A 21,092-nucleotide genomic window follows, 5' to 3' on the forward strand; every position below is an offset into this window, starting at 1 on the left:
GGCGAGGAGCGCGTCAGTGCGCGAGCGGCAGCTGTGCCTCGGACTCCAGCCGCTCGGCGCTGGTGGTGGTCTTCAGCGGCTTCTCCCTGATGAACAGCACGACCACCAGCGCGAGCGCGGCCAGCGGGGTGGCGATCAGGAACAGCTCGGCGGTCGCGTTGCCGTAGGCGTCCTGCACCAGGGTCTGCACCTCCGGCGGGAGCGACGAGGTGTCCGGCGCCGCGGCGTGCCCGCCGCCGGCCGACGAGCCGCTGCCGAGGACCGCCAGGTCCTCGGCCACGCTGCTGGCGAGCACCGCGCCGAGCGCGCTGACCCCGATGGTGCCGCCCAGGCTGCGGAAGAACGACAGCACCGAGGTGGCCGAGCCCAGCTCGCGGGCGGGGACGTCGTTCTGCGCGGCGAGCACCAGGTTCTGCATGAGCAGACCGACGCCGACGCCCAGCACCGCCATGAACGTGCCGAGCACCCAGATCGAGGTCTGCGCGTCGATGGTGGCCAGCAGGCCGAAGCCGACTGTCATCAGCACGCCACCGGCGACCAGGTAGCGCTTCCAGACGCCGGTCTTGGTGATCAGCGCACCGGCGACCGTGGAGGAGACCAGCAGGCCCGCGATCATCGGCAGCGAGAGCAGACCGGCCTCGGTCGGGGAGTAGCCGAGCGACACCTGGAAGTACTGGGACAGGAAGACCGTCCCGCCGAACATCGCCACGCCGACCAGGGCGCTGGCGACGACGGTGAGGGTGACGGTGCGGTTGCGGAAGATGCCCAGCGGGATGACGGGCTCGGCGACCCGGGACTCCACCCACACGGCGAGCGCCAGCAGCGCCAACGAACCGCCGACCATCAGCGCGGTCGGCCCGGAGAGCCAGTCGAACTCGGTGCCGGCCAGGGTGACCCAGATGAGCAGCAGGCTGATGCCGCCGGTGATCAGCAGGGCGCCGAGCCAGTCGACGTGCACGTCGCGGCGGCGGACGGCGGGCAGCTTCAGCGTCTTCTGCAGCAGGAGGATCGACAGCAGCGCGAACGGCACGCCGATGAAGAAGCACCAGCGCCAGCCGAGCCACGAGGTGTCGACGATGACGCCGCCGATCAGCGGGCCGGCGACGGTGGCGACGGCGAAGACCGCGCCGAAGATGCCGGCGTAGCGGCCGAGCTCGCGCGGCGGGATCATCGCCGCCATCACGATCTGGACCAGTGCGGTCAGACCGCCGGCGCCCAGGCCCTGGATCACCCGGGCGACGATCAGCGTGGTGGTGTCCTGGCTGAGGCCGGCGACCAGCGAGCCGATCACGAACAGCGCGAGCGAGAGCTGGACCAGCAGCTTCTGGCTCACCAGGTCGGCGAGCTTGCCCCACAGCGGCACCGACGCGGTCATCGCCAGCAGCTCGGCGGTGACCACCCAGGTGTAGATGCTCTGGCTGCCCTCGAGCTCGGCGATGATCGTCGGGAGGGCGTTGGAGACGACGGTCGCGGCCAGGATGGACACGAAGATGCCCATCATCAGCCCGGAGAGGGCCTGGAGGACCTCCCGTCGGCTCATCCGGGGGCCGGGTGTCTGCTCCGCCGCGGTGGGGGTGTCGGTCGTGCTCATCGTGCTCCTGTCGGTGTGGTCTGCTGTCGCCGGGACGGCGGCGGTCAGTGGCTCGGGACGGCCGAGGGCAGGCCGGCGACGAGCGTGTCGAGGGCCTCGTCGGCGAGGTCGGTCAGCGGGGTGGCGCCGCCCTGGGCGTGCCAGCGCATCAGGCTGACCCGCAGGGCGGCGGAGACGACGGCGCCGACCAGCGCCGGCCCGAGGTCGGCGTCGACGTCCTGGCCGGTGCGCTCGGCCACGGCGAGGGCGAGGTCGCGCTCGTCGGTGGCGATCGTCTCCAGCAGCCGGGGCAGCAGTGCGGGCGTGCTGGTGAACACGGTCATCCGGGTGCGCAGCTGCTCGGGGTCGGCGGACGCCGCAGCGAGGTCCTCGCGGATCGCGGTGCGCAGGGCTGTCAGGGGCTCCCGGTCGGCCGGCTGGGCGCGCAACCGGGTGGACAGCCGGGGCTGGTCGGGCCCGCCGGGCTCCAGCAGCGCCTCCTCCTTGCTGGAGAAGTGGTTGAAGAAGGTGCGGTAGGAGACGTCGGCTGCGCCGGCGATCGCCTCGACCGTGACGTGCTCCCAGCCGCGCTCGGCTGCCAGCCGGAGTGCGGCGTCGGCCAGCGCGGCCCGGGTGTCGGCCTTCTTCCGCTCGCGCAGCCCTCGCTCGATCACGGGGAGAGCATGCGCCGCTCGTTGCACACCGTGCAAGATTGCCCACTGTGCAACGCGTCACCGCACGGCGCGGCTGCCCCCGCGGGCCGCCCGGCACCGGCAGCATCGGGACGCGTGATCACCCGGACCGGCGAGCGGAGGACCCAGGCCGCCCCGCTGGCGTCCAGCGCCGCCGCCGGGGTGCTCGCTGGGGTCGCGGCGAAGGCCGGGGACGAGTCGGGTTGGCGGTGGGCCGCCGACCTGGGCAGCTACCCCGCCGCCTGGGTGCTCGTCGTGGCGTTGATCGGCTGGCGGGCGCCGTTGCCCCGGGCGGCCGCGCTCCGCAGCGGCCTGTTCTTCGCCACCATGACCGTGGCCTACTACGGCTGGGCCGCACTGGTCCTCGGTTTCTCGGGGCAAGCGGACCTGCTGGTCATCTGGCTGCTCCTCTCGGCCACCGCCGTGCCCGCGACCGGCGTGGCCGTGCACTGGGCGACCCGGCACACCGGCTGGCTGCCCGGGGCGCTGCTCGGCGTCCCGGCCGGCCTGGTGCTGGGCAGCGGCGGCGCCCGGCAGACCTGGCTGGCCTGGCAGGACGGCGCCCTGTCGATGGCCGGTCGCCCGGTGCAGACACTCGCCGAGGTGGTCACCGTGCTCGTGCTGGTCCTCCTGCTGCCGCGGGACCACCGCACCCGGCTCTGGGCTGCCGCGTGCGCCGTCCCGGCCACCTGGCTCGCGCCGCAGGTGCTCGACCTGCTGCACCGGTTCGTCTGAGCGGAGCGGACGTGCTCATCGTGGTCGGCGGGCTGCCCGGGGTCGGCAAGACGACCGTCGCCCGTGCGGTGGCCGGCGAGCTGCGCGCGGCGCACCTGCGGATCGACGCCTTCGAGGTCGCGCTGCTGCGGCAGGGTCTGGTGCCCGCCCCGGACGACGTCGGCGCCCACGGCTACGAGCTCGCCCTGACCGCCGCCGACACCTGCCTCACCGCGGGCACCGACGTGCTGGTCGACGCGGTGTTCGACGTGGCCGCGGCCCGGCGGCCGTTCCGCGACCTGGCCGCCCGGCACGGCATCGGGGTGCACTGGCTGCGGCTGATCTGCACCGACCCGGCCGAGCACCGGCGCCGGGTCGAGGAGCGCACCGCCGACCTGCCGGGGCACACCGTCCCGACGTGGGAGCAGGTGCGCGCTCGGCGGCTCGACCAGTGGCACGAGCGGCACACCGTGGTCGACACCGCCACCGGCGACCCGGTCGCCGCCGTCCTCAGCGCGCTGGGTCGCTGAGCCCCTCGGCGGCCTCGCGCCGCTTCTTGGACTTCTTCTTCCGCTCGCCGCCCTCGCCGTCGCCATCGTCGGGGAGCAGCCGGTTCAGCTCGCCACGGATGAAGTCACGCGTGGCCAGCTCGCCCACCGACACCCGCAGCGAGGCCAGCTCGCGGGCCAGGTACTCGGTGTCGGCACGGGTCTGCGCCGCCCGGTTGCGGTCCTCCTCGGCCTGCACCCGGTCGCGGTCGGCCTGCCGGTTCTGCGCGAGCAGGATCAGTGGCGCGGCGTAGGCGGCCTGGGTGGAGAACGCCAGGTTGAGCAGGATGAAGGGGTAGGGGTCCCAGCGCAGGTTGACCGCCACCACGTTCAGCACGATCCAGACGATCACGATGACCGTCTGCACGGCGAGGAAGCGGCCGGTGCCCAGGAACCGGGCGATCCCCTCGGCGAACTTGCCCACCGCGTCGGGGTCCAGCCGCAGGAAGCTGCCGATCCCACGGGCGCCGCGCGGCTGGTCCAGGCGCAGGTCGGCGCGACGGGTGTCCTCAGCCACGACGGGACCGCTCACGCCAGTCGTCGGGCAGCAGGTGGTCCAGCACGTCGTCCACGCTCACCGCGCCGACCAGTCGGCCCTGGGCGTCGACCACCGGGGCGGCCACCAGGTTGTAGGTGGCGAAGTAGCGGGTGACCTCGGCCAGCGGTGCCTCCGGGCGCAGCGGGTCCAGGTCGTCGAGCACGCCGCTGACCAGTGTCGAGGGTGGTTCGCGGAGCAGTCGCTGGATGTGCGCCAGCCCCAGGTACCGCCCGGTCGGCGTGGCCGAGGGCGGCCGGCAGACGTAGACCTGGCTGGCCAGCGCGGGGGAGAGCTCAGGGGTGCGTACCCGGGCGAGCGCCTCGGCGATCGTCGCGTCGGGGGAGAGGATCACCGGCTCGCTGGTCATGATCCCGCCGGCGGTGTCCTCGGAGTACTTGAGCAGCTGGCGCACCGGCTCGGCCTCGTCTGGCTCCATCAGCTCCAGCAGCCGGTCCCGGTCCAGGGTGGACAGCTCGGCCAGCAGGTCGGCGGCGTCGTCGGGGTCCATCTCCTCCAGGACGTCGGCGGCCCGTCGCTCCTCGAGGGTGCCCAGGATGGTGATCTGCTCGGCCTCGGGCAGCTCGCCGAGGACGTCGGCCAGCCGCGGGTCGTCCATCGCCTCGGCGACCTCGTGCCGCCGCTTGATCGGCAGCTCCTGCAGCGCGTGCGCGGCGTCGGCGGCGTTCAGCTCGCGGTAGGTGGCGATCAGCGTCTCGGCGCTCTGCCCGGTCTCCGGCAGCGCCAGCCCGCCGACCTCGTCCCAGGCCAGCTGGTGCAGCTGCCCGCGGCGGCCGAGCCGGCCCGGCTCCTGCACGGCCAGCCGGGACAGCACCCAGTCGCCGGTCCGGGTCTGCTCGATGGCGGCGTCGACGACGGTGGCCGGCCGGCCGCCGTCCTCGATGGTCACCCGGCGGTCCAGCAGTTCGCCCAGCACCAGGGTCTCCCCGGCGCGCTGTTCGAACCGCTTGAGGTTCACCGTGCCGGAGGCGAGCATCACCGAGGTCGCGTCGAGGCCGGTGACCCGGCCCATCGGGCAGAAGATCCGCCGGCGGGCGACGACCTCGACGATCAGGCCGAGCGCGCGGGGCGCGGCGCTGCCCACCCGCAGGGCGACGAGCACGTCGCGGACCTTGCCGACCCGGTCGCCGTTGGGGTCGAAGACGGTCAGCCCGGCGATCCGGGAGACGTAGGCCCTGGTCACCGTGGTCACGGGACCTCCTCGCGCGCGCTCGTCGGCCAGGGGACCGGGCAGCTGGGTGGACGGCGACCTCACCAGCGCGGTCGCCGGGGCTGAGGCTACCGTCGGCGTCGTGGGCGCCTCCGGATCTGACCTGCTGGCCTTCGAGGTCGTGGACGTGTTCGCGCCGCAGCCGTTCAGCGGCAACCAGCTCGCCGTGGTGCTGGACGCCGGGCACCTGAGCACCGAGCAGTGCCAGGCGCTGGCCGCCGAGTTCGGCTTCTCCGAGTCCACCTTCGTCAGCGCACCCACCGAGCCGGGGGCCGACTACCGGGTCCGGATCTTCACGCCGCGCACCGAGCTGCCCTTCGCCGGCCACCCCAGCGTGGGCACCGCGCACACCCTGGTCCGGCTGGGCCGGCTGCCCGCCGGGGTGCTCCGGCAGGAGTGCGGCGCCGGGGTGGTCGAGGTCGAGGTGGACGACGACGGCGCCCGGCTCACCGGCGGCACCGTCTCGCTGCGGCAGGGCCCGGACGTCGCTGCGCTGGCCGCAGCCTGCGGTCTCGGCCCGGACGACGTCACCGGCCGGCCCGCGCACCTGGTCGGCTGCGGCATCGACTTCGCCCAGCTGGAGGTGCACCCCGACGCGCTGGACCGTGCGGTGCCCGACCCGGCCGCGCTGGAGGCCCTGCTGCCCGGCGTGCAGGGCGGGGTGTCCGTGCTGGCCTGGGACCCGGCGACGGGCGCGGGCACCGTGCGGGTCTTCGCCGCCGGGCTCGACTGGCACGAGGACCCGGCCACCGGTTCCGCGGCGCTGGGCACCGGCATCTGGCTGGCCGCCGTGGGGCTGGCCGACGACGGCGTCACCGAGTACCGGCTGGCGCAGGGCGCCGCGGTCGGGCGGCCCTCGGAGCTGCGCGGCCGGGTCGTCGTCGCCGGCGGCGAGGTGACCTCGGTGAGCGTCGCCGGTGCCGTCCGGGCGATCGCCGGCGGCACCGTCCGGACCCCCGAGTGAGCGACCCGGCAGCTGCCGGCGGGACGCTGCAGCGGGGCCCGGCATCGCAGGCGTGGGCGGTGCACCGGCCGGGCGGGCGGGACGTCGGGCTGATGGCGGTGGCCGTCGTCGGCGTCTCCTTCTCCGGGCCGCTGACCGCGATGGTCACCGCCTCGTTCCTGGCGATCGCGTTCTGGCGCAACGCCGCCGGCGCGGCGCTGCTGCTGCCGGTGCTGCTGCTGCGCGAGCGGTCGACCCTGCACGGCCTGCGGGCCCGGCAACTGGGCAGCTCGGTGGTCGCCGGGCTGTTCCTGGCCGCGCACTTCGCCGCCTGGCTGCCCAGCCTGTCGATGACCACGGTGGCCGCCTCGACCGCGCTGGTCACCACCACCCCGATCTGGACGGCGCTGGCCGCCCGGTTCTCCGGCGTGCACCTGCCCGGCCGCGTCTGGTGGGGGCTGACGCTGGCCGTGCTGGGCGCCGCGCTGATCGCCGGGGTCGACGTCACCGTCTCCTGGGAGGCGCTGGCCGGCGACGGGCTGGCGCTGCTGGGGGCGATCTGCGCCGGTGGCTACATGCTCGCCGGGGCCCGGGCGCGGGAGCGGCTGACCACCTCCGCGTACGCCGTCGTCTGCTACTCCACCTGCGCGGTCGCCCTCGCCGTCGCGGCGGTGGTGGCCGGGGTGCCGCTGGCCGGGTTCAGCGCCCGCGACTGGTGGCTGATCGCGGCGATCACCTTCTGCGCGCAGCTGCTCGGGCACACCCTGCTGAACCTGGTGCTCTCCTCGGTCGGGCCCACGGTGGTCGGGCTGGCGGTGCTGCTGGAGGTGCCCGGTGCGCTGCTGGTCGCCCTGGTGCTGCTCGACCAGGTGCCGCCGCTGCTCGCGCTGCCCGGGATGATCGCCGTCGTGGCCGGGGTCGCACTGGTGATCCGCGGCGGCCGCCCGGCCCCGGAGGCCGAGCCGGTCTGACCGGCGCCTCGTCGCTACTGTCCGGGGACCCCGTCGAGAAGAGAGAGGCACCGTGGCCGAGCTCCGATCCCGTCGTTCCAACCTCGCCGTCCCGGGCAGCAACCCCCGGTTCCTGGAGAAGGCCAAGGGCCTGCCAGCTGACCAGGTGTTCCTGGACCTCGAGGACGCCTGCGCCCCGCTGGCCAAGCCCGGCGCGCGCAAGAACATCGTCGCCGCGCTGAACGAGGGCGGCTGGGGCAGCAAGATCCGCACGGTCCGGGTCAACGACTGGACGACGGAGTGGACCTACCGCGACGTGGTCGAGGTGGTCGAGGGCGCGGGTGCCGAGCTGGACTGCCTGATGCTGCCCAAGGTCGCCGACGCCGCGCAGGTGCGGGCGCTGGACCTGCTGCTCACCCAGATCGAGAAGGCCAACGGGCTGCCGGTCGGCCGGATCGGCATCGAGGCGCAGATCGAGACGGCGCAGGGCCTGATCAACGTCAACGACATCGCCAACGCCAGCGACCGGATCGAGACGATCATCTTCGGCCCGGCCGACTTCATGGCCAGCATCAACATGAAGTCGCTGGTGGTGGGCGCCCTGCACCCGGACTACCCGGGCGACCCGTTCCACCACATCCTGATGACGATCCTGATGGCCGCGCGCGCCCGCGGGGTGCAGGCCATCGACGGGCCGTTCCTGCAGGTGCGCGACGTCGACGCCTTCCGCGAGGTGGCGAAGCGCTCGGCGATGCTCGGGTTCGACGGCAAGTGGGTGCTGCACCCGGGGCAGATCGACGCGGCCAACGAGATCTACGCGCCGTCGCAGGAGGACTACGACCACGCGGAGCTGATCCTCGACGCCTACGACTGGGCGACGTCGGAGGCGGGCGGGAAGAAGGGCTCGGCGATGCTGGGCGACGAGATGATCGACGAGGCCAGCCGGAAGATGGCGCTGGTGATCGCCGGCAAGGGCCGGGCGGCCGGGATGTCCCGGACGTCGGCGTTCACCCCGCCGGAAGGCTGATCGGGCTCAGCCGCCGAGGGTGCCGTTGCTGATCGAGACCAGGGCGATGGTCCAGAAGAGCACGAACGCCACGATCATCGCCACGGCCACCCCGCCGATGACGATCGCGGCCAGCGCCAGGCCGGCGCCCTCCTCGCCGGTCCGGCGGATCTGGTTGCGGGCCAGCACGCCGAGCACCAGCGCCAGCGGCGGGAACAGGAAGATCGAGATCACCGCGGCGATGGCCAGCCCGTTGGTCGGCCGCCGCCCGGCGCCGAAGGAGGGCGGGCCGTAGCCGGACGGCGAGCCGTAGCCGGAGGGCGGGCCGTAGCCAGGCGGTGCCCAGCCAGGTGCTGCGTAGCCCGGCGGGGGGCCGTAGCCAGGCGGCGGGCCGTAGCCGGGCGGCGGGCCGGAGGGCGATGGCGAGGTGGCGCCGGTGCCGTGCTGGGCGTCGCTCCAGGGTGCGTCGCCGCGGTAGAAGTCGTCCTGGCTCACGTCGTCCCCCCGTCGCCGGTCCGTGCCGCCGGCGGACACCACGCGGCCCGGGCCGGGACAGTGTGCCGGTCAGGCACCGATCGCCTCGGCAGGCAACGCCGCCATCCGCGCGGCGATCGCGCGGCCGGCGGCCGCGGTGACCGCCGGGTCCTCGCCGATCAGCACCGACAGCACCTGGCCGCGGGCCTGGGCGAGCACCACCTGGGTGGTGCCGTCGGCGAGCCGGTACTGGAAGACGACGCTGGTCGCGGCCAGGCCCTCGGCGCTGGGCCCGGTCTCGAAGGTGTACTGGTCCTCCGGGCAGCGGCCGAAGGCCTGCACCAGCTCCTGCACGGCGGCTCCCGCCGCGGCCGGGGAGTCGTAGGCGATCGCCTCCGAGGACAGCTGCGGGGTGCCGGTCGCGTCCAGCCCGACGACCGGCTGCTTCGACGTGCGGTGCTGCTCGGAGGCGAAGGTCTGCCCGCAGATCCCGGTCAGGCTCGGGTTCGCGGTGAGGTCGGCGTCGGCGGGGAGCGGGTTGGCCTGCACCGACCACCCGGCCGGCAGGTCGGTGGCGCGGAGGGCGACGGCGACGGCGGCCTGAGCCGGGTCCTGGGCCGCGGCCGGGTCGGCCGTCGCTGCTGCTGCAGCGGCGACGTCCGCCGCGGTCGGTTCCGCCGTGCCGGGGCTGCGGGTGGCGGCCGGCTCGTCGGCCGACGAGCAGCCGGCCACCGCGACGGTGGCCAGCACGGCGAGGAGCAGACGGCGGAGCATCACCGCTGCGACGGTAACCGCCGCGGCTGGGGTGGTCGTCCACGAGCACGACCACCCCAGCCACTGCCCTGCCTCAGCTCGTGGCGCCGCTGAGGTCGTACATCGTCACCCCGTCGATCGTCTGGGCGGTGTGGTTCTCCGCCACCCAGGCGGCGATCTCGGCGGAGGCGTTGCTGCCGCTGTCGCTGCTCATCCCCGTCCCACCGCCGATGAACCAGTGCACCTGGCCGGCGGCGACGTACTGCTGGAACTGCTCCAGCGTGGGCGAGGGGTCGCTGCCGTTGAAGCCGCCGATGGCCATCACCGGCTCCTCGCTGGCCAGCTGGTAGCCGGCGGCGTTGTTGGAGCCGACGGCCGCGGCCACCCAGGTGTAGTCGTCGGCGTCGGTCAGCAGCGCCTCGACCACCTCGTCGCTGGCCTCGGCGGCGTCCAGCAGTCCGCCCATGCCGCCGCCCATCCCGCCACCGGCCCCGCCGTCGCCCATCCGGCCACCGGCTGTGCCACCGGTCGTGCCGCCGGCGGTCCCACCGGGAAGGGTGCCGGTCTGGCCGCCGGGGCCACCGGCCGGCGGGGTGCCCTGCTGGCCGCCACCACCTGGGAAGCCACCGCGACCGCCACCGCCACCGCCAACGCCGGGACCGCCACCGAAGCCCGAGCCGCCGCTCACCGTCGGCCCGGCCGAGGGGATCGAGCCGGTGTGCGCCGTCCCGGCGGTCTGCACGGCGTAGGCGGCCGGGCCGCCGAGCGCGGCCAGGATGCCGACGGCGAGCACCGTCGCGGCCACGAGCCGGCCACCGGTGTGCACCACCAGCAGCCCGAGCGCGGCGAGCAGGCCGCCGACCAGCACGCCCCAGCGCAGCCAGGGCAGGAAGTCCGCCGACCGGCCGAGCAGCACGAACGACCAGACCGCGGTCCCGGCGAGGGTGAGGGCGAGCACGACCCGCGCCCAGATCGCCGTTCGGCGCTGCCAGAGCAGCCCGCCGCCGATGCCGACGAGCGCGGCGATCGCCGGGGCCAGGGCGACGGTGTAGTACGCGTGGAAGATGCCGGCCATGAAGCTGAAGGTCAGCCCGGTGACCAGCAGCCAGCTGCCCCAGGTGACCAGCGCCGCGCGGCGTGGGTCGGTGCGCGGCGCCCGGCCCACGGCGACGAGACCGGCGACCAGCAGCGCCAGCGCCGCGGGCAGCAGCCAGGCGACCTGACCGCCGATCTCGGAGTTCACCAGCCGGCCGAGGCCGGTCTCGCCCCAGTTGCCACCGGTGCCCCCGCCACCGCCGACGCTGCCGGTCTCGTTCCCGGTGAGCCGGCCCAGGCCGTTGTAGCCCCAGATCAGCTCCCAGGCGGAGTTGGTCTGCGAGCCACCGATGTAGGGCCGCCACGACTCGGGCACCAGCTCGACGACCGCGACCCACCAGCCGCCGGCCACCACCATCGCCGCCCCGGCCGCGAGCACGTGCCCGAACCGCTTGGCCGGCGAGGTGGGCGCCGCGACCAGGTACACCAGCGCGAAGCCGGGGACGACGAGCATCGCCTGCAGCGTCTTGGTCAGGAAGGCGAAGCCGATCAGCACGCCGACGCCGACCATCCAGCGCAGGCTCGCCCGCTCCAGCGCCCGGGTGGTGGCGTAGGCGGCCAGCGTCATCAGCAGCACGAGCAGGGCGTCGGGGTTGTCGAAGCGGAACATCAGCACTGCCACCGGGGTCAGCGCCATGGCCGCCCCGGCGAGCAGCCCGGCGCCGGGGCTGACGACCCGGCGCACCGCCAGGTACACCACGCCGACGGTGGCCACGCCCATCAGCGCCTGCGGCACCAGCAGCGACCAGGAGTTCAGGCCGAAGACCCGGACGGCGAGCTCCATGACCCACAGCGAGGCCGGCGGCTTGTCCACGGTGATCGAGTTGGCCGCGTCCGAGGAGCCGTAGAAGAAGGCCACCCAGCTCTCCGACCCGGCCTGCACCGCGGCGGCGTAGAAGGCGTTGGCCCAGCCGGAGGCGGCGAGGTCCCACAGGTACAGCAGGCCGGTGGCCGCCAGCAGGGCGAGCAGCGCCGGGCGCACCCAGCCCGGGTCGTCGTCCCGGCCGCGCACCAGCCGGCGGGCGCGCGAGGTCCGGGCGGCCGGCGCGGGCTGCGCCGCCGGGGGAGTGGGGGTGTCGAGGACGGTGCTCATCGGAGGGTCTCCATCGCCGGGACGGCGGGCTCGGGGGTGGCAGCGGTGGTCGGGTGGGTGCGGAAGACCCAGCCGCGCAGGAGCAGGAAGCGCAGCAGGGTCGCCAGTGCGTTGGCGGCGACGAGGAGCAGCACCTCGGTGCCGCGGTCCGGGGTGGGGGTGACCGCGTGCAGGACGGCGAGGGTCCCGCTGGTCAGCGCCAGGCCGAGGCCGAAGACGACCAGGCCCTGCAGCTGGGCGCGGCCGGCGCCGGGGCCGCCGCGGATGCCGAAGGTGATCCGCCGGTTGGCCGCGGTGTTGGCCACCGCGGTGACCAGCAGCGCGATCAGGTTCGCCGGCTGGGCGGCCACGACGGAGCGCAGCAGCACGAACAGCACCAGGTAGGCCAGCGTGGAGAGCACGCCGATGGTGGCGAACCGGACCAGCTGGCCGAACAGCCCGGCCGGCACCCCGGGCACCGGGTCGGCCAGCGGCCCGGGCAGGGGGCCGCGGCCCAGCTGGGCGCGCAGCTCGGCGACCGGCAGCCGGCCGGTGGTGAACGCGCGCAGCATCCGGGCGATCCCGGCGAGGTCGGCCCTGGCGGTGGCCACGATGTCGACCCGGCTGTCCGGGTCGTCGACCCAGTCGACCGGCACCTCGTGGATCCGCAGGCCGCTGCGCTCGGCGAGCACCAGCAGCTCGGTGTCGAAGAACCAGCCGGTGTCCTCCACCAGCGGCAGCAGCCGGGTGGCCACGTCGGCGCGGATCGCCTTGAAGCCGCACTGGGCGTCGGAGAGCCGGGTGGCCAGGGCGCCGCGGAGCAGCAGGTTGTAGCCGCGGGAGATGAGCTCGCGCTTGGCGCCGCGCACCACCCGGGACGACGCCGCCAGCCGGGTGCCGATCGCCAGGTCGGAGTGGCCGCTGATCAGCGGGGCGACCAGCGGCAGCAGGGCGGCCAGGTCGGTGGACAGGTCGACGTCCATGTAGACCAGCACCGGTGCGTCCGAGCCGAGCCAGGCCGTGCGCAGCGCGCGGCCCCGGCCGGGGTCGGGCAGCACCAGGACCTCGATGCCGGGCAGCTCGGCGGCGACCCGGCGGGCCACGGCGACCGTGCCATCGGTGCTGGCGTTCTCCGCGACGGTGATCCGGAACGGGTAGGGGAGCTGGGTGCTGAGGTGGTGGTGCAGCCGGCGCAGGCACGGCTCCAGGTCGGCCTCCTCGTCGTGCACGGGGACGACGACGTCGATGACCGGGTGCAGCGGGGAGGCGTCGCCGGAGGGCGCGGCGGTGCCCAGGGGGAGCGGTGGCATGCAGTGACCGTCGGGTCACTGGCTGGTGGCGGGCACAGCCCTGGCTACGCGCGGGCTGTGAGTGCTCGGTGGCCGCCGACACGTCCCGACCGGGTGTGGTCGACGTCGTCGCGGGGGTAGCCGGTCGGCATGAGAGCAGTCGGAGTGACGGAGTTCGGCGGGCCGGAGGCCCTGCACCTGGTCGACGTCCCGGCCGAGCCGCTGGGCCCGGGCCAGGTGCGGGTGCGGGTGAGCTCGGCGACGGTCAACCCGACCGACACCTACTCGCGGAACGGCACCTACGCCCAGCGTGACCCGATGAAGGAGTTCCCCTACGTGCCGGGGATGGACGTCGCCGGGGTGCTGGCCGAGGTGGGCGAGGGCGTGGAGCTCGGCATCGAGGTCGGTGAGCGGGTGATGGGCGTCGTCGTCCCGACCGGTGCGCACGGCGGCTACCGCGAGGACGTCGTCCTGCCCGCGGCGTCGGTGGCCCGGGTGCCGGCCGGGGCGAGTGACGTGGAGGCGTCGACGCTGCCGATGAACGGGCTCACCGCCCGGATGGCGCTGGACGCGATGGCCCTGCAGCCGGGCCAGGTGCTCGCGGTGACCGGGGCGGCCGGGGCGTTCGGCGGCTACGTCGTCCAGCTGGCCAAGGCCGAGGGGCTCACCGTGGTCGCCGACGCCAAGGCCGAGGACGAGGAGCTGGTGCGCGGCCTGGGCGCCGACGTCGTCGTCCGGCGCGGGGACGACGTCGCCGAGCGGATCCGGGAGCAGTACCCCGACGGGGTCGACGGGCTGGCCGACGGCTCGGTGCAGGACGCCGCCGTGCTGCCCGCGGTCAAGGACGGCGGCGCGGTGACCACCGTGCGGGGCTACCGCGGCGACGGGCAGCGCGGCCTGCGGGTGTTCCCGGTGCTGGTGCGCGACTACAGCGAGGAGCCCGGCGCGCTCGACGGGCTGCGCGAGCAGGTGGAGCAGGGCGTGCTCACCCTGCGGGTTGCGCAGACCTTCCCGGCCGCGGACGCCGCGGAGGCACACCGCCGGCTGGAGGCCGGTGGCGTGCGCGGGCGGCTGGTCCTCACCTTCTGAGCACGGTAGGAACTCACCCCATGAGCAGACGCCGGCGGCGGGGCCGCTCGTTGTGGTCGCGGGGCTCCTTGTGGTCGATCGGCTCGAGCGGGTCGGTGCTCTCGATCGGCAGCGCCGGGTCGGTGCTGTCGATCGGCAGCATCGGCTCGTTCGGCTCGGTGCTGAGCCTGGGGTCGAGCAGCTCGATCGGCTCGGTCGGGTCGTGGCTGTCGATCGGCTCGGCGTTGTCGGGGCGGTCGCTCTGGTCGGTGCTGTCCTGGGACTCGCGGCGGGCGGTCCGCTCCGCGGGGGACAGCTCGTGCTGCGCGCCGGAGGCCGCCTGACCTCACCGGTCCAGGTGCTTGGCGGCCTCGCGGCGGGACAGCGGGCTGAGCTCGTGCTCGGCGAGGAAGCGGCGCACCCACTCCGGGTCGGTCTTGGCCAGGTCGCGCAGCGCCCAGCCGATCGCCTTGCGGACGAAGAACTCCGGGTCGCCGGCGTTGACCTCGATGACCTCGGCGAGCAGGGCGGTGTCGGTGCGCTGTCTCGCGCCCAGCTGGGCGGTGACCGCGCCGCGCCGGAGCCACCGGTCGGGGCTGCGGGCCCAGCCCTGGAGGACCGGCCGGAGCTGCGCCGGGTGGGCGAGCAGCAGGTCACGGACCCGGGGCTGGACGCCGTCGACCAGGTCCCACCACGCGCCGGTGGTGATCATCTCCTCGTACAGCGGCAGCAGCTCCAGTGCGCCGCGGGCCATCGGCAGGCCGGTGAGCGCGATGGCCGCGTGCCGTTCCTCCCGGGCGGCTGCCTCCCGCCACAGGGTGCGCGCCGACCGGTCGAGCTCGGCGAGCGTCGCCGGTGGGTGCGCGGCCGCGGCGTCCCGGACGTGCCGGCGGACGTCGGGCAGCCGCACGCCGAGGCAGGGCTCGTCCGTCTTCAGGTAGGCCTGCATGCCGCGGCCCCGCTCCGGGTCGCCGTCCGCGCGCAGCGCCGCCCGGACGGCGCTGACCAGCCCGGACCCCGGCGTCGCCATGCGCGCATCCTGCCGCAGCCGGATCGCCGTGGGGGAGTGCCCGTGCCAGGCTGCCGGGGAGGCCGCCCACCGGTGTGCGGCGCGACGTGGGAGGCGACGTGAACGGCGCACAGGCAGTGATCCGCACCCTGGTCGGCGGCGGGGTGGACGTCTGCTTCGCCAACCCCGGCACCTCGGAGATGCACTTCGTCGCAGCGCTCGACGACGTGCCGGAGATGCGGGCGGTGCTGACCCTGTTCGAGGGCGTCGCCACCGGTGCGGCCGACGGGTACGCCCGGATGACCGGCTCGCCGGCGGCCACCCTCCTGCACCTGGGGCCGGGCATGGGCAACGGGATCGCCAACCTGCACAACGCCCGACGTGCCCGGACCCCGCTGGTCAACGTCGTCGGCGACCACGCGCTGACCCACAAGCGGCTGGACGCCCCGCTGGAGTCCGACATCGACGCGCTGGCCGGCACGGTCTCCGGCTGGGTGCGGCGCTCCCTGGCCACCAGCCAGGTGGGCGCCGACACCGCCGACGCCGTCGCCGCGGCCACACGGGGCCAGGTCGCCACGCTGGTGCTGCCCGCCGACGTCTCCTGGAGCGAGGGCGGTGCGCGGGCCGCCGTCCCGGCCCGGCGTCCCACGCCGCAGGTGCCGGCGGCCGTCGTCGAGGAGATCGCCGGCGTGCTCGGCGGCTCGACGGTGCTGTTCCTCGGCGGCGACGCGGTGCTGGAGCCCGGGCTACGGGCCGCTGCCCAGGTCGCCGCGGGCACCGGCACCCGGCTGCTGTCCCAGCGGTCACCGGCGCGGATGCAGCGCGGGGCGGGGCTGCCCGATGTGCTCAAGCTGCCCTATCCGCCCGAGAGCGCCCGCAAGCAGCTGGACGGCGTACGGCACCTGGTGCTGGTCGGCGCCGCCGAGCCGGTGGCGTTCTTCGGTTACCCCGGCATGGACGGCCGGCTGGTGCCCGACGACTGCACCGTGCACGTGCTCACCACCCCGGCCGAGGACGGCGTCGCGGCGCTGCAGGCCTTGGCCGAGCTGGCCGCACCGGACGCCACTCCGCAGGTGGCGCAGGCCCGCCGTCCGGAGCTGCCCACCGGGGAGCTGGACACCAGGGCCCTCGCCGAGGTGGTCGGCGCGCTGCTGCCGGAGCGGGCGATCGTGGTCGACGAGGCGCTGACGAGCGGCCACTTCCTGCCCACGGCGACGGTCGGGTCGCCGGCGCACGACTGGCTGACCCTCACCGGCGGCGCGATCGGCCAGGGCATGCCGGTGGCCACCGGTGCCGCGGTGGCCTGCCCGGACCGGCCGGTGGTCTCGCTGCAGGCCGACGGCAGCGCGATGTACACGATCCAGGCGCTGTGGACCCAGGCCCGCGAGGGGCTCGACGTCACCACGGTCATCTGCGACAACAGCGCCTACGCGATCCTCGCCGGGGAGCTGGCGGCCGTCGGGGCGGCCGGCGGGGGAGAACGGGCCGGCAAGCTGCTGGACCTGGGCGGTCCGGCGCTGGACTTCGTGGCGCTGGCCACCGGGATGGGCGTGCCGGCCACCCGGGCCACCACCGCCGAGGAGCTGGCCGAGCAGTTCCGCACCGCGCTGGTCGAGCCCGGCCCGCACCTGATCGACGCGGTGCTGCCACGCGGCTGAGTCGTTCGGTGCAGTCGCTGTAACCACTGGTTGCCGGGGCTGCACCGAGCCGCCGTCCGCTGGTCGCGCCCCGACGTTTCTCGATGATCAACGCCGGGCACCTCCCGTCCACCAACCGAGGAGGACCCCCGTGGACACCTGGCTGATCGTCGTCATCGTCGTGGCCGTGCTGGTCGTGCTGGCGCTCATCGCCCTGGCCATCGTCAAGCGCGGCGGCGCGAGCAAGGAGCGCAAGCGCGAGCAGGCGCGCGACCACCTGCAGGAGGCCCAGGTGCTCTCCGCCCGGGCGGAGAAGGACCAGGCGCTCGCCGACGAGCAGGCCGCCCGGGCCCGCCGGGAGCGGGCCGAGGTCGAGGAGCGCACCGCGTTGGCCGAGCGGGAGGCGCGGGAGCGCGCCGCGCAGGCGCAGCAGGAGCGGTCGCAGGCTGCCGAGCTGAAGGCCAAGGCGGAGAAGCTCGCCCCGGGGCTGGCGCAGTCCGACGGTCGGCACGCCCGCCAGGAGGAGGACGCCCAGCACGGCGGCGCCCGGCACGACGAGGGGCACGCGGTCGGGCACCAGGACGGGACCGTGCACCAGGACGCCGGCGTGCACCAGGACGCCGCCGTGCACCAGGACGCCGCTGTGAGCGAGGACGAGAACGTGCGCCGGGGCGGGGCGAACGGCGCCACCCGCGCCTGACCGTTCTGCCCTCGACGGGCCGTCTCCCCGATGCGGGGAGACGGCCCGTCGTGCGTCCGGTCTCCCTCGTCCGAGGGATGATGGTGAACCGCCGGATTGTGAGCAACCGAAGGCGGGCAGTCATAAGTCAAGCGTTCAACCACTCAAGGAGTCGTCATGGCTGCTCGTCTCGTCCGCACCGCTCTCGCCGCCGCCGTCCTCACCGGGACCTTCGGGCTCAGCGCCTGCGGCGCCACCGACGCCGACGCCGGGGCGTCGGCGGCCGAGACCCAGCTGGCGCGCAACGACCACGCCCACGACCTCGCCGCGGCACAGCGGGCCACACTGGTCCCGGTCGCCACCCGGCTCGAGCTGCTCGAGCGGGAGAAGCAGCGGGCCCTGCTGGCCGGCGCGGCCGTCACCGACGTGGAGCAGCGGATCGGCGTCCACCGCGACCTGGCCGCGTCGATCGAGTCGGCGCCGTCGGCGGAGGTGGTCCGGGTGCTGGTCGACGAGTCCGGCCTGGAGCTGGGCCCGGCCCTGGACGACTCAGCCGTGCCCACCGCCGTCGCCACCGACTGACCCCGCCCGCGGGGCCGGTCGCCTGATCGGGTGAACCGCCGGGTGAGAGCGTCACGCTTCGTCCACAGGGCGCCCCGCGAGACCGCTCAATCCCCTTACAGTCACTGGACTCAATCGTCCGATGGCTGGTCAGCGGGGGTGTCGTGCCGGCTCCGAGCAGTGCTGTCGACCTCGTCGACGGCGAGGTCCGCGAGCTCATCCGCAGGCGGGGTCTCGACCCGTTCACCGATCCGGCGCCCGTGCGGCTGCTGGTCCGCGACGTCGTCGCCGACTACGCCGAGCGGTCGCTGTCCTCGGCGCTGCCGCCGGTCGGTGACCCCGAGGGCGTGGCCCGCGACGTGCTCGACCGGGTGGCCGGGTACGGGCCGCTGCAGCGGTGGCTGGACGACCCCGAGGTCGAGGAGATCTGGGTCAACGAGCCCGGCCGGGTGTTCGTCGCCCGCCGCGGCCGCAGCGAGCTGACCACCACGATCCTCGGCGCCGGCCAGCTGGCCGACCTGGTCGAGCGGATGCTGCGCAGCTCCGGTCGACGGATCGACATGTCGACCCCGTTCGTCGACGCGATGCTGCCCGACGGGTCGCGGCTGCACGTGGTGATCCCCGACGTCACCCGCCGCCACATGGCGGTCAACATCCGCAAGTTCGTGCTCCAGGCCCACTCCCTCGACGAGCTCGTCGCGCTGGGCACCCTCACGCCGCAGGTCGCCCGGTTCCTGGAGGCCTCGGTCGCCGCGGGGCTCAACATCCTCGTCTCCGGCGGCACCCAGGCCGGCAAGACGACGCTGCTCAACTGCCTGTGCGCGGCGGTGCCGGCGCGCGAGCGGGTGGTCACCTGCGAAGAGGTGTTCGAGCTGCGGGTGCCGCTGCCCGACGTGGTGGCGATGCAGACCCGCCAGCCCAACCTGGAGGGCGCCGGGGAAATCCCGCTGCGCCGGCTGGTCAAGGAGGCCCTCCGGATGCGCCCCTCCCGCCTGGTGGTGGGGGAGGTGCGACAGGAGGAGTGCCTGGACCTGCTCATCGCGCTCAACAGCGGCCTGCCCGGCATGTGCACGCTGCACGCCAACAGCGCTCGCGAGGCCGTGGTGAAGATGTGCACGCTGCCGCTGCTGGCGGGGGAGAACATCGGCCACGCGTTCGTCGTGCCGACCGTCGCCTCGTCCGTCGACCTCGTCGTCCACGTGGGCACCGAACCCAGCGGGCAGCGCCGGCTGCGCGAGGTCGTCGCCCTGCCCGGTCGCACCGAGGGCAGCGTGGTCGAGACCGGCGACGTCTTCACCACCCGGGACGGCCGGCTGGTGCGCGCCGACGGCTATCCGCCGCACCCCGAGCGCTACGCGGCGCACGGGTTCGACATCGCGGCCCTGCTCGGGGACCGGTCGTGACGCTCTCCGGTGGGCTCCTCGGACTGGCGCTCGGTGTCGGGCTGCTCCTGGTCTGGCGCAGCGGCAGCCGCGCGCCGGTCCGCCGGGCAGCACCGCCCCGGACCGGACGGCGGCACCAGCTGCTCGCCGCCGCCGGGCTGACCGGGATCAACCCGGCCCAGCTGCTCGCGCTGCAGGTCGCCCTGGGGCTGGCCGTCACCCTCCTGGTCCTGGTGACCACCCAGACGGTGACCATCAGCCTGGCGTTCGGCGTCTTCGGGGCGGCCGTGCCGCACCTGCTGGTGCGCCGGCTGGCGGAGAAGCGGCGGGCCGACCTGCGCGAGGTGTGGCCGGAGGTGGTCGACAACCTCGCCTCGGCGGTCCGGGCCGGGCTGTCGCTGCCCGAGGCGCTGTCCGCCCTGGCAGTCCGCGGGCCCGAGGTGCTGCGCGGCTCATTCGTCCGGTTCGCCGCCGACCACCGGTCCAGCGGCCGGTTCAACGACGCGCTCGACCGGCTCAAGGACGACCTGGCCGACCCGGTGGGCGACCGCATCGTGGAGACCCTGCGGGTCGCCCGCGAGGTCGGCGGCAGCGACCTCGGCCGGGTGCTGCGCACCCTCGCCGCCTTCCTGCGCGAGGACGCACGTGCCCGCGCCGAGCTGGAGACCCGGCAAGGGTGGGTGATCCAGGCGGCCCGCCTGGCGGTCGGTGCGCCGTGGGTCGTCCTGCTCCTGCTCGCCACCCAGCAGCAGACCCTGACCGCCTACGACTCCCCGGTGGGCAGTGCCCTGCTGCTCGGCGGCGGTGTCGTCTGCGTCGTCGCCTACCGGCTGATGCTGCGGATCGGCCGGCTGCCGCAGGACGTGCGGGTGCTGCAGTGAGCGGGACCCGGGCGCCACGCGAGCGCGGGAAGACCTCGTGAGCGCCGGCCTGGTCGGGACGCTGCTGGGGCTGCTCGCCGCCAGCGGCGTGCTGCTGGCAGTCAGCTTCGCACCGCCGTTCCGGCAGGTGCGGCTGGTCGACCGGCTGGCTCCCTACGTGCACGACAGCCCGGCGCCGTCCCGGCTGCTCGGCACGCTGACCCAGCCGGGGATGCTCACCGCCGCGCGGCGGGTGTTCGGCCCGGTGCTCGCCGACGGGGCGCGGTACGTCGACCGGCTGCTGGGCGGCCGGGTCGCGGTGCGCCGGCGGCTGGACGCCCTCGGCGGCGAGACCACCGTCGAGGACCTCCGGATCGAGCAGGTCGTGTGGGGCGGGATTGGGCTGCTCGGCGGCGCCGTGCTGACCGGTGTCGGCTCCGCGTTCGCCGGCTCGGTCAACGTGCTGTCGGCGGTGCTGCTCTGCGTGGCCGGGCTGGTCGGCGGGGTGCTCGGCCGCGACTGGTGGCTGACCCAGCAGGTGCAACGCCGCGAGGAGCTGCTGCTGGCCGAGTTCCCGGTGGTCGCCGAGCTGCTCGCGCTCGCGGTCACGGCAGGGGAGAGCCCGACCGCAGCGATCGCCCGGGTCACCCGGCTCTCCGGCGGCGAGCTGGCCCGGGAGCTGCGGTCGACCCTCGACCGGGCCCGGGCCGGGGTGCCGTTGGTCGAAGCGCTGCAGCAGCTCGCCGACCGCACCTCGCTCGACGCACTGGCCCGCTTCGTCGACGGCCTGGTCGTCGCCATCGAGCGCGGCACGCCGCTGGCCGAGGTGCTGCGCGCCCAGGCCGCCGACGTCCGGGAGGCCGGCAAGCGCCGGCTGCTCGAGGCCGGCGGCCGCAAGGAGATCGCCATGATGGTGCCGGTCGTCTTCCTGGTGCTGCCGGTCACCGTCGTGTTCGCCCTGTTCCCGGGGCTGATCAGCATCGTCTCGCTGGCGCAGTGACGCCGGTGACCAACAGGAAGGACG

General features: G+C 74.9%; 22 protein-coding genes. 13 read left to right on the plus strand and 9 right to left on the minus strand.

Going from position 1 to position 21,092, the window contains the following annotated elements:
• Positions 1–13 precede the first annotated feature (13 nt).
• Together HLA93_RS18730 and HLA93_RS18735 are read right to left on the minus strand one after the other, a co-directional pair.
• Positions 14–1,591, minus strand: a complete 1,578-nt coding sequence (locus tag HLA93_RS18730; RefSeq protein WP_222195957.1) for an MDR family MFS transporter — start codon at positions 1,589–1,591, stop codon at positions 14–16.
• A gap of 44 nt (positions 1,592–1,635) precedes the next feature.
• Positions 1,636–2,244, minus strand: a complete 609-nt coding sequence (locus tag HLA93_RS18735; RefSeq protein ID WP_222195958.1) for an acyl-CoA-like ligand-binding transcription factor — start codon at positions 2,242–2,244, stop codon at positions 1,636–1,638.
• Between the two features lie 114 nt (positions 2,245–2,358).
• Here HLA93_RS18735 and HLA93_RS18740 point away from each other — a divergent pair, with 114 nt between their 5' ends.
• Together HLA93_RS18740 and HLA93_RS18745 are read left to right on the plus strand one after the other, a co-directional pair.
• Complete coding sequence (locus HLA93_RS18740) at positions 2,359–2,997, plus strand: DUF6518 family protein (protein WP_222195959.1); 639 nt, start codon at positions 2,359–2,361, stop codon at positions 2,995–2,997.
• Positions 2,998–3,008: 11 nt separating this feature from the next.
• Positions 3,009–3,506 (plus strand): AAA family ATPase, encoded by a 498-nt coding sequence (locus HLA93_RS18745; RefSeq protein WP_222195960.1) that lies wholly within the window; start codon positions 3,009–3,011, stop codon positions 3,504–3,506.
• Here the strand turns inward: HLA93_RS18745 and HLA93_RS18750 are convergent.
• Together HLA93_RS18750 and HLA93_RS18755 are read right to left on the minus strand one after the other, a co-directional pair.
• The gene (locus HLA93_RS18750; RefSeq protein WP_222195961.1) at positions 3,487–4,041 is read right to left on the minus strand and encodes a DUF1003 domain-containing protein; all 555 of its coding nucleotides are present in this window, start codon (positions 4,039–4,041) and stop codon (positions 3,487–3,489) included. The two genes, HLA93_RS18745 and HLA93_RS18750, sit on opposite strands and share 20 nt — an antisense overlap.
• Positions 4,034–5,272: a magnesium transporter MgtE N-terminal domain-containing protein gene (locus HLA93_RS18755; protein ID WP_222195962.1), complete on the minus strand. Its 1,239-nt coding sequence runs from the start codon at positions 5,270–5,272 to the stop codon at positions 4,034–4,036. The genes HLA93_RS18750 and HLA93_RS18755 overlap by 8 nt, the downstream gene beginning before the upstream one ends.
• Positions 5,273–5,372: 100 nt before the next feature.
• Here HLA93_RS18755 and HLA93_RS18760 point away from each other — a divergent pair, with 100 nt between their 5' ends.
• Genes HLA93_RS18760 through HLA93_RS18770 form a run of 3 tightly spaced genes read left to right on the plus strand, consistent with a single transcriptional unit; the run spans position 5,373 to position 8,210 of the window.
• Positions 5,373–6,254 carry a PhzF family phenazine biosynthesis protein gene (locus tag HLA93_RS18760; RefSeq protein WP_222195963.1) on the plus strand — a complete coding sequence of 294 codons (882 nt, stop codon included), beginning with the start codon at positions 5,373–5,375 and terminating at the stop codon, positions 6,252–6,254.
• The gene (locus HLA93_RS18765; protein WP_222195964.1) at positions 6,251–7,204 is read left to right on the plus strand and encodes a DMT family transporter; all 954 of its coding nucleotides are present in this window, start codon (positions 6,251–6,253) and stop codon (positions 7,202–7,204) included. The genes HLA93_RS18760 and HLA93_RS18765 overlap by 4 nt, the downstream gene beginning before the upstream one ends.
• A gap of 52 nt (positions 7,205–7,256) precedes the next feature.
• Positions 7,257–8,210, plus strand: coding sequence for an HpcH/HpaI aldolase/citrate lyase family protein (locus HLA93_RS18770; protein ID WP_222195965.1), 954 nt, complete (start codon positions 7,257–7,259; stop codon positions 8,208–8,210).
• Positions 8,211–8,216: 6 nt separating this feature from the next.
• Here the strand turns inward: HLA93_RS18770 and HLA93_RS22135 are convergent, their stop codons facing one another.
• The 4 genes from HLA93_RS22135 to HLA93_RS18790 form a co-directional block, all read right to left on the minus strand.
• Entirely contained in the window at positions 8,217–8,684 is a 468-nt protein-coding gene (locus HLA93_RS22135) for a DUF4190 domain-containing protein (RefSeq protein ID WP_222195966.1), read from the minus strand.
• A gap of 69 nt (positions 8,685–8,753) precedes the next feature.
• The gene (locus tag HLA93_RS18780; RefSeq protein WP_222195967.1) at positions 8,754–9,440 is read right to left on the minus strand and encodes a hypothetical protein; all 687 of its coding nucleotides are present in this window, start codon (positions 9,438–9,440) and stop codon (positions 8,754–8,756) included.
• 70 nt (positions 9,441–9,510) lie between these two features.
• Positions 9,511–11,604 (minus strand): glycosyltransferase family 39 protein, encoded by a 2,094-nt coding sequence (locus HLA93_RS18785; RefSeq protein WP_222195968.1) that lies wholly within the window; start codon positions 11,602–11,604, stop codon positions 9,511–9,513.
• Positions 11,601–12,893: a bifunctional glycosyltransferase family 2/GtrA family protein gene (locus tag HLA93_RS18790; protein WP_222195969.1), complete on the minus strand. Its 1,293-nt coding sequence runs from the start codon at positions 12,891–12,893 to the stop codon at positions 11,601–11,603. Before HLA93_RS18790 ends, HLA93_RS18785 begins: the two co-directional genes overlap by 4 nt.
• Positions 12,894–13,022: 129 nt before the next feature.
• Here HLA93_RS18790 and HLA93_RS18795 point away from each other — a divergent pair, with 129 nt between their 5' ends.
• Positions 13,023–13,961: a quinone oxidoreductase family protein gene (locus HLA93_RS18795; protein WP_222195970.1), complete on the plus strand. Its 939-nt coding sequence runs from the start codon at positions 13,023–13,025 to the stop codon at positions 13,959–13,961.
• Positions 13,962–13,981: 20 nt separating this feature from the next.
• A complete protein-coding gene (locus tag HLA93_RS18800) occupies positions 13,982–14,284 on the plus strand; it encodes a hypothetical protein (protein WP_222195971.1) in 303 nt (100 codons plus the stop codon).
• A 2-nt stretch (positions 14,285–14,286) separates the two neighbouring features.
• On the opposite strand, the gene HLA93_RS18805 is transcribed toward HLA93_RS18800, so the two are convergent.
• Complete coding sequence (locus HLA93_RS18805) at positions 14,287–14,970, minus strand: DNA alkylation repair protein (RefSeq protein WP_222195972.1); 684 nt, start codon at positions 14,968–14,970, stop codon at positions 14,287–14,289.
• Positions 14,971–15,068: 98 nt separating this feature from the next.
• Between HLA93_RS18805 and HLA93_RS18810 the strand changes: the two genes are divergently transcribed.
• The 6 genes from HLA93_RS18810 (at position 15,069) to HLA93_RS18835 (ending at position 21,068) form a co-directional block, all read left to right on the plus strand.
• Positions 15,069–16,607, plus strand: a complete 1,539-nt coding sequence (locus HLA93_RS18810; RefSeq protein WP_222195973.1) for an acetolactate synthase large subunit — start codon at positions 15,069–15,071, stop codon at positions 16,605–16,607.
• A 130-nt stretch (positions 16,608–16,737) separates the two neighbouring features.
• Complete coding sequence (locus HLA93_RS18815; RefSeq protein WP_222195974.1) at positions 16,738–17,286, plus strand: hypothetical protein; 549 nt, start codon at positions 16,738–16,740, stop codon at positions 17,284–17,286.
• Between the two features lie 156 nt (positions 17,287–17,442).
• Positions 17,443–17,847, plus strand: coding sequence for a hypothetical protein (locus HLA93_RS18820; protein WP_222195975.1), 405 nt, complete (start codon positions 17,443–17,445; stop codon positions 17,845–17,847).
• Positions 17,848–17,990: 143 nt separating this feature from the next.
• Positions 17,991–19,229 (plus strand): CpaF family protein, encoded by a 1,239-nt coding sequence (locus HLA93_RS18825; protein ID WP_308128237.1) that lies wholly within the window; start codon positions 17,991–17,993, stop codon positions 19,227–19,229.
• The gene (locus HLA93_RS18830) at positions 19,226–20,089 is read left to right on the plus strand and encodes a type II secretion system F family protein (RefSeq protein ID WP_222195976.1); all 864 of its coding nucleotides are present in this window, start codon (positions 19,226–19,228) and stop codon (positions 20,087–20,089) included. The genes HLA93_RS18825 and HLA93_RS18830 overlap by 4 nt, the downstream gene beginning before the upstream one ends.
• Positions 20,090–20,126: 37 nt before the next feature.
• Positions 20,127–21,068: a type II secretion system F family protein gene (locus tag HLA93_RS18835; protein ID WP_222195977.1), complete on the plus strand. Its 942-nt coding sequence runs from the start codon at positions 20,127–20,129 to the stop codon at positions 21,066–21,068.
• Positions 21,069–21,092: the final 24 nt, after the last annotated feature.

This window comes from Modestobacter italicus (genome assembly GCF_019799965.1).
Classification (GTDB): Bacteria; Actinomycetota; Actinomycetes; order Mycobacteriales; family Geodermatophilaceae; genus Modestobacter; species Modestobacter italicus_A.

Coding starts and splice junctions, on each gene's coding strand:
- HLA93_RS18730 (WP_222195957.1), bottom strand. CDS start 1,591: ATGAGCACGACCGACACCCCCACCGCGGCGGAGCAGACACCCGGCCCC.
- HLA93_RS18785 (WP_222195968.1), bottom strand. CDS start 11,604: ATGAGCACCGTCCTCGACACCCCCACTCCCCCGGCGGCGCAGCCCGCG.
- HLA93_RS18790 (WP_222195969.1), bottom strand. CDS start 12,893: ATGCCACCGCTCCCCCTGGGCACCGCCGCGCCCTCCGGCGACGCCTCC.
- HLA93_RS18795 (WP_222195970.1), top strand. CDS start 13,023: ATGAGAGCAGTCGGAGTGACGGAGTTCGGCGGGCCGGAGGCCCTGCAC.
- HLA93_RS18800 (WP_222195971.1), top strand. CDS start 13,982: ATGAGCAGACGCCGGCGGCGGGGCCGCTCGTTGTGGTCGCGGGGCTCC.
- HLA93_RS18805 (WP_222195972.1), bottom strand. CDS start 14,970: ATGGCGACGCCGGGGTCCGGGCTGGTCAGCGCCGTCCGGGCGGCGCTG.
- HLA93_RS18820 (WP_222195975.1), top strand. CDS start 17,443: ATGGCTGCTCGTCTCGTCCGCACCGCTCTCGCCGCCGCCGTCCTCACC.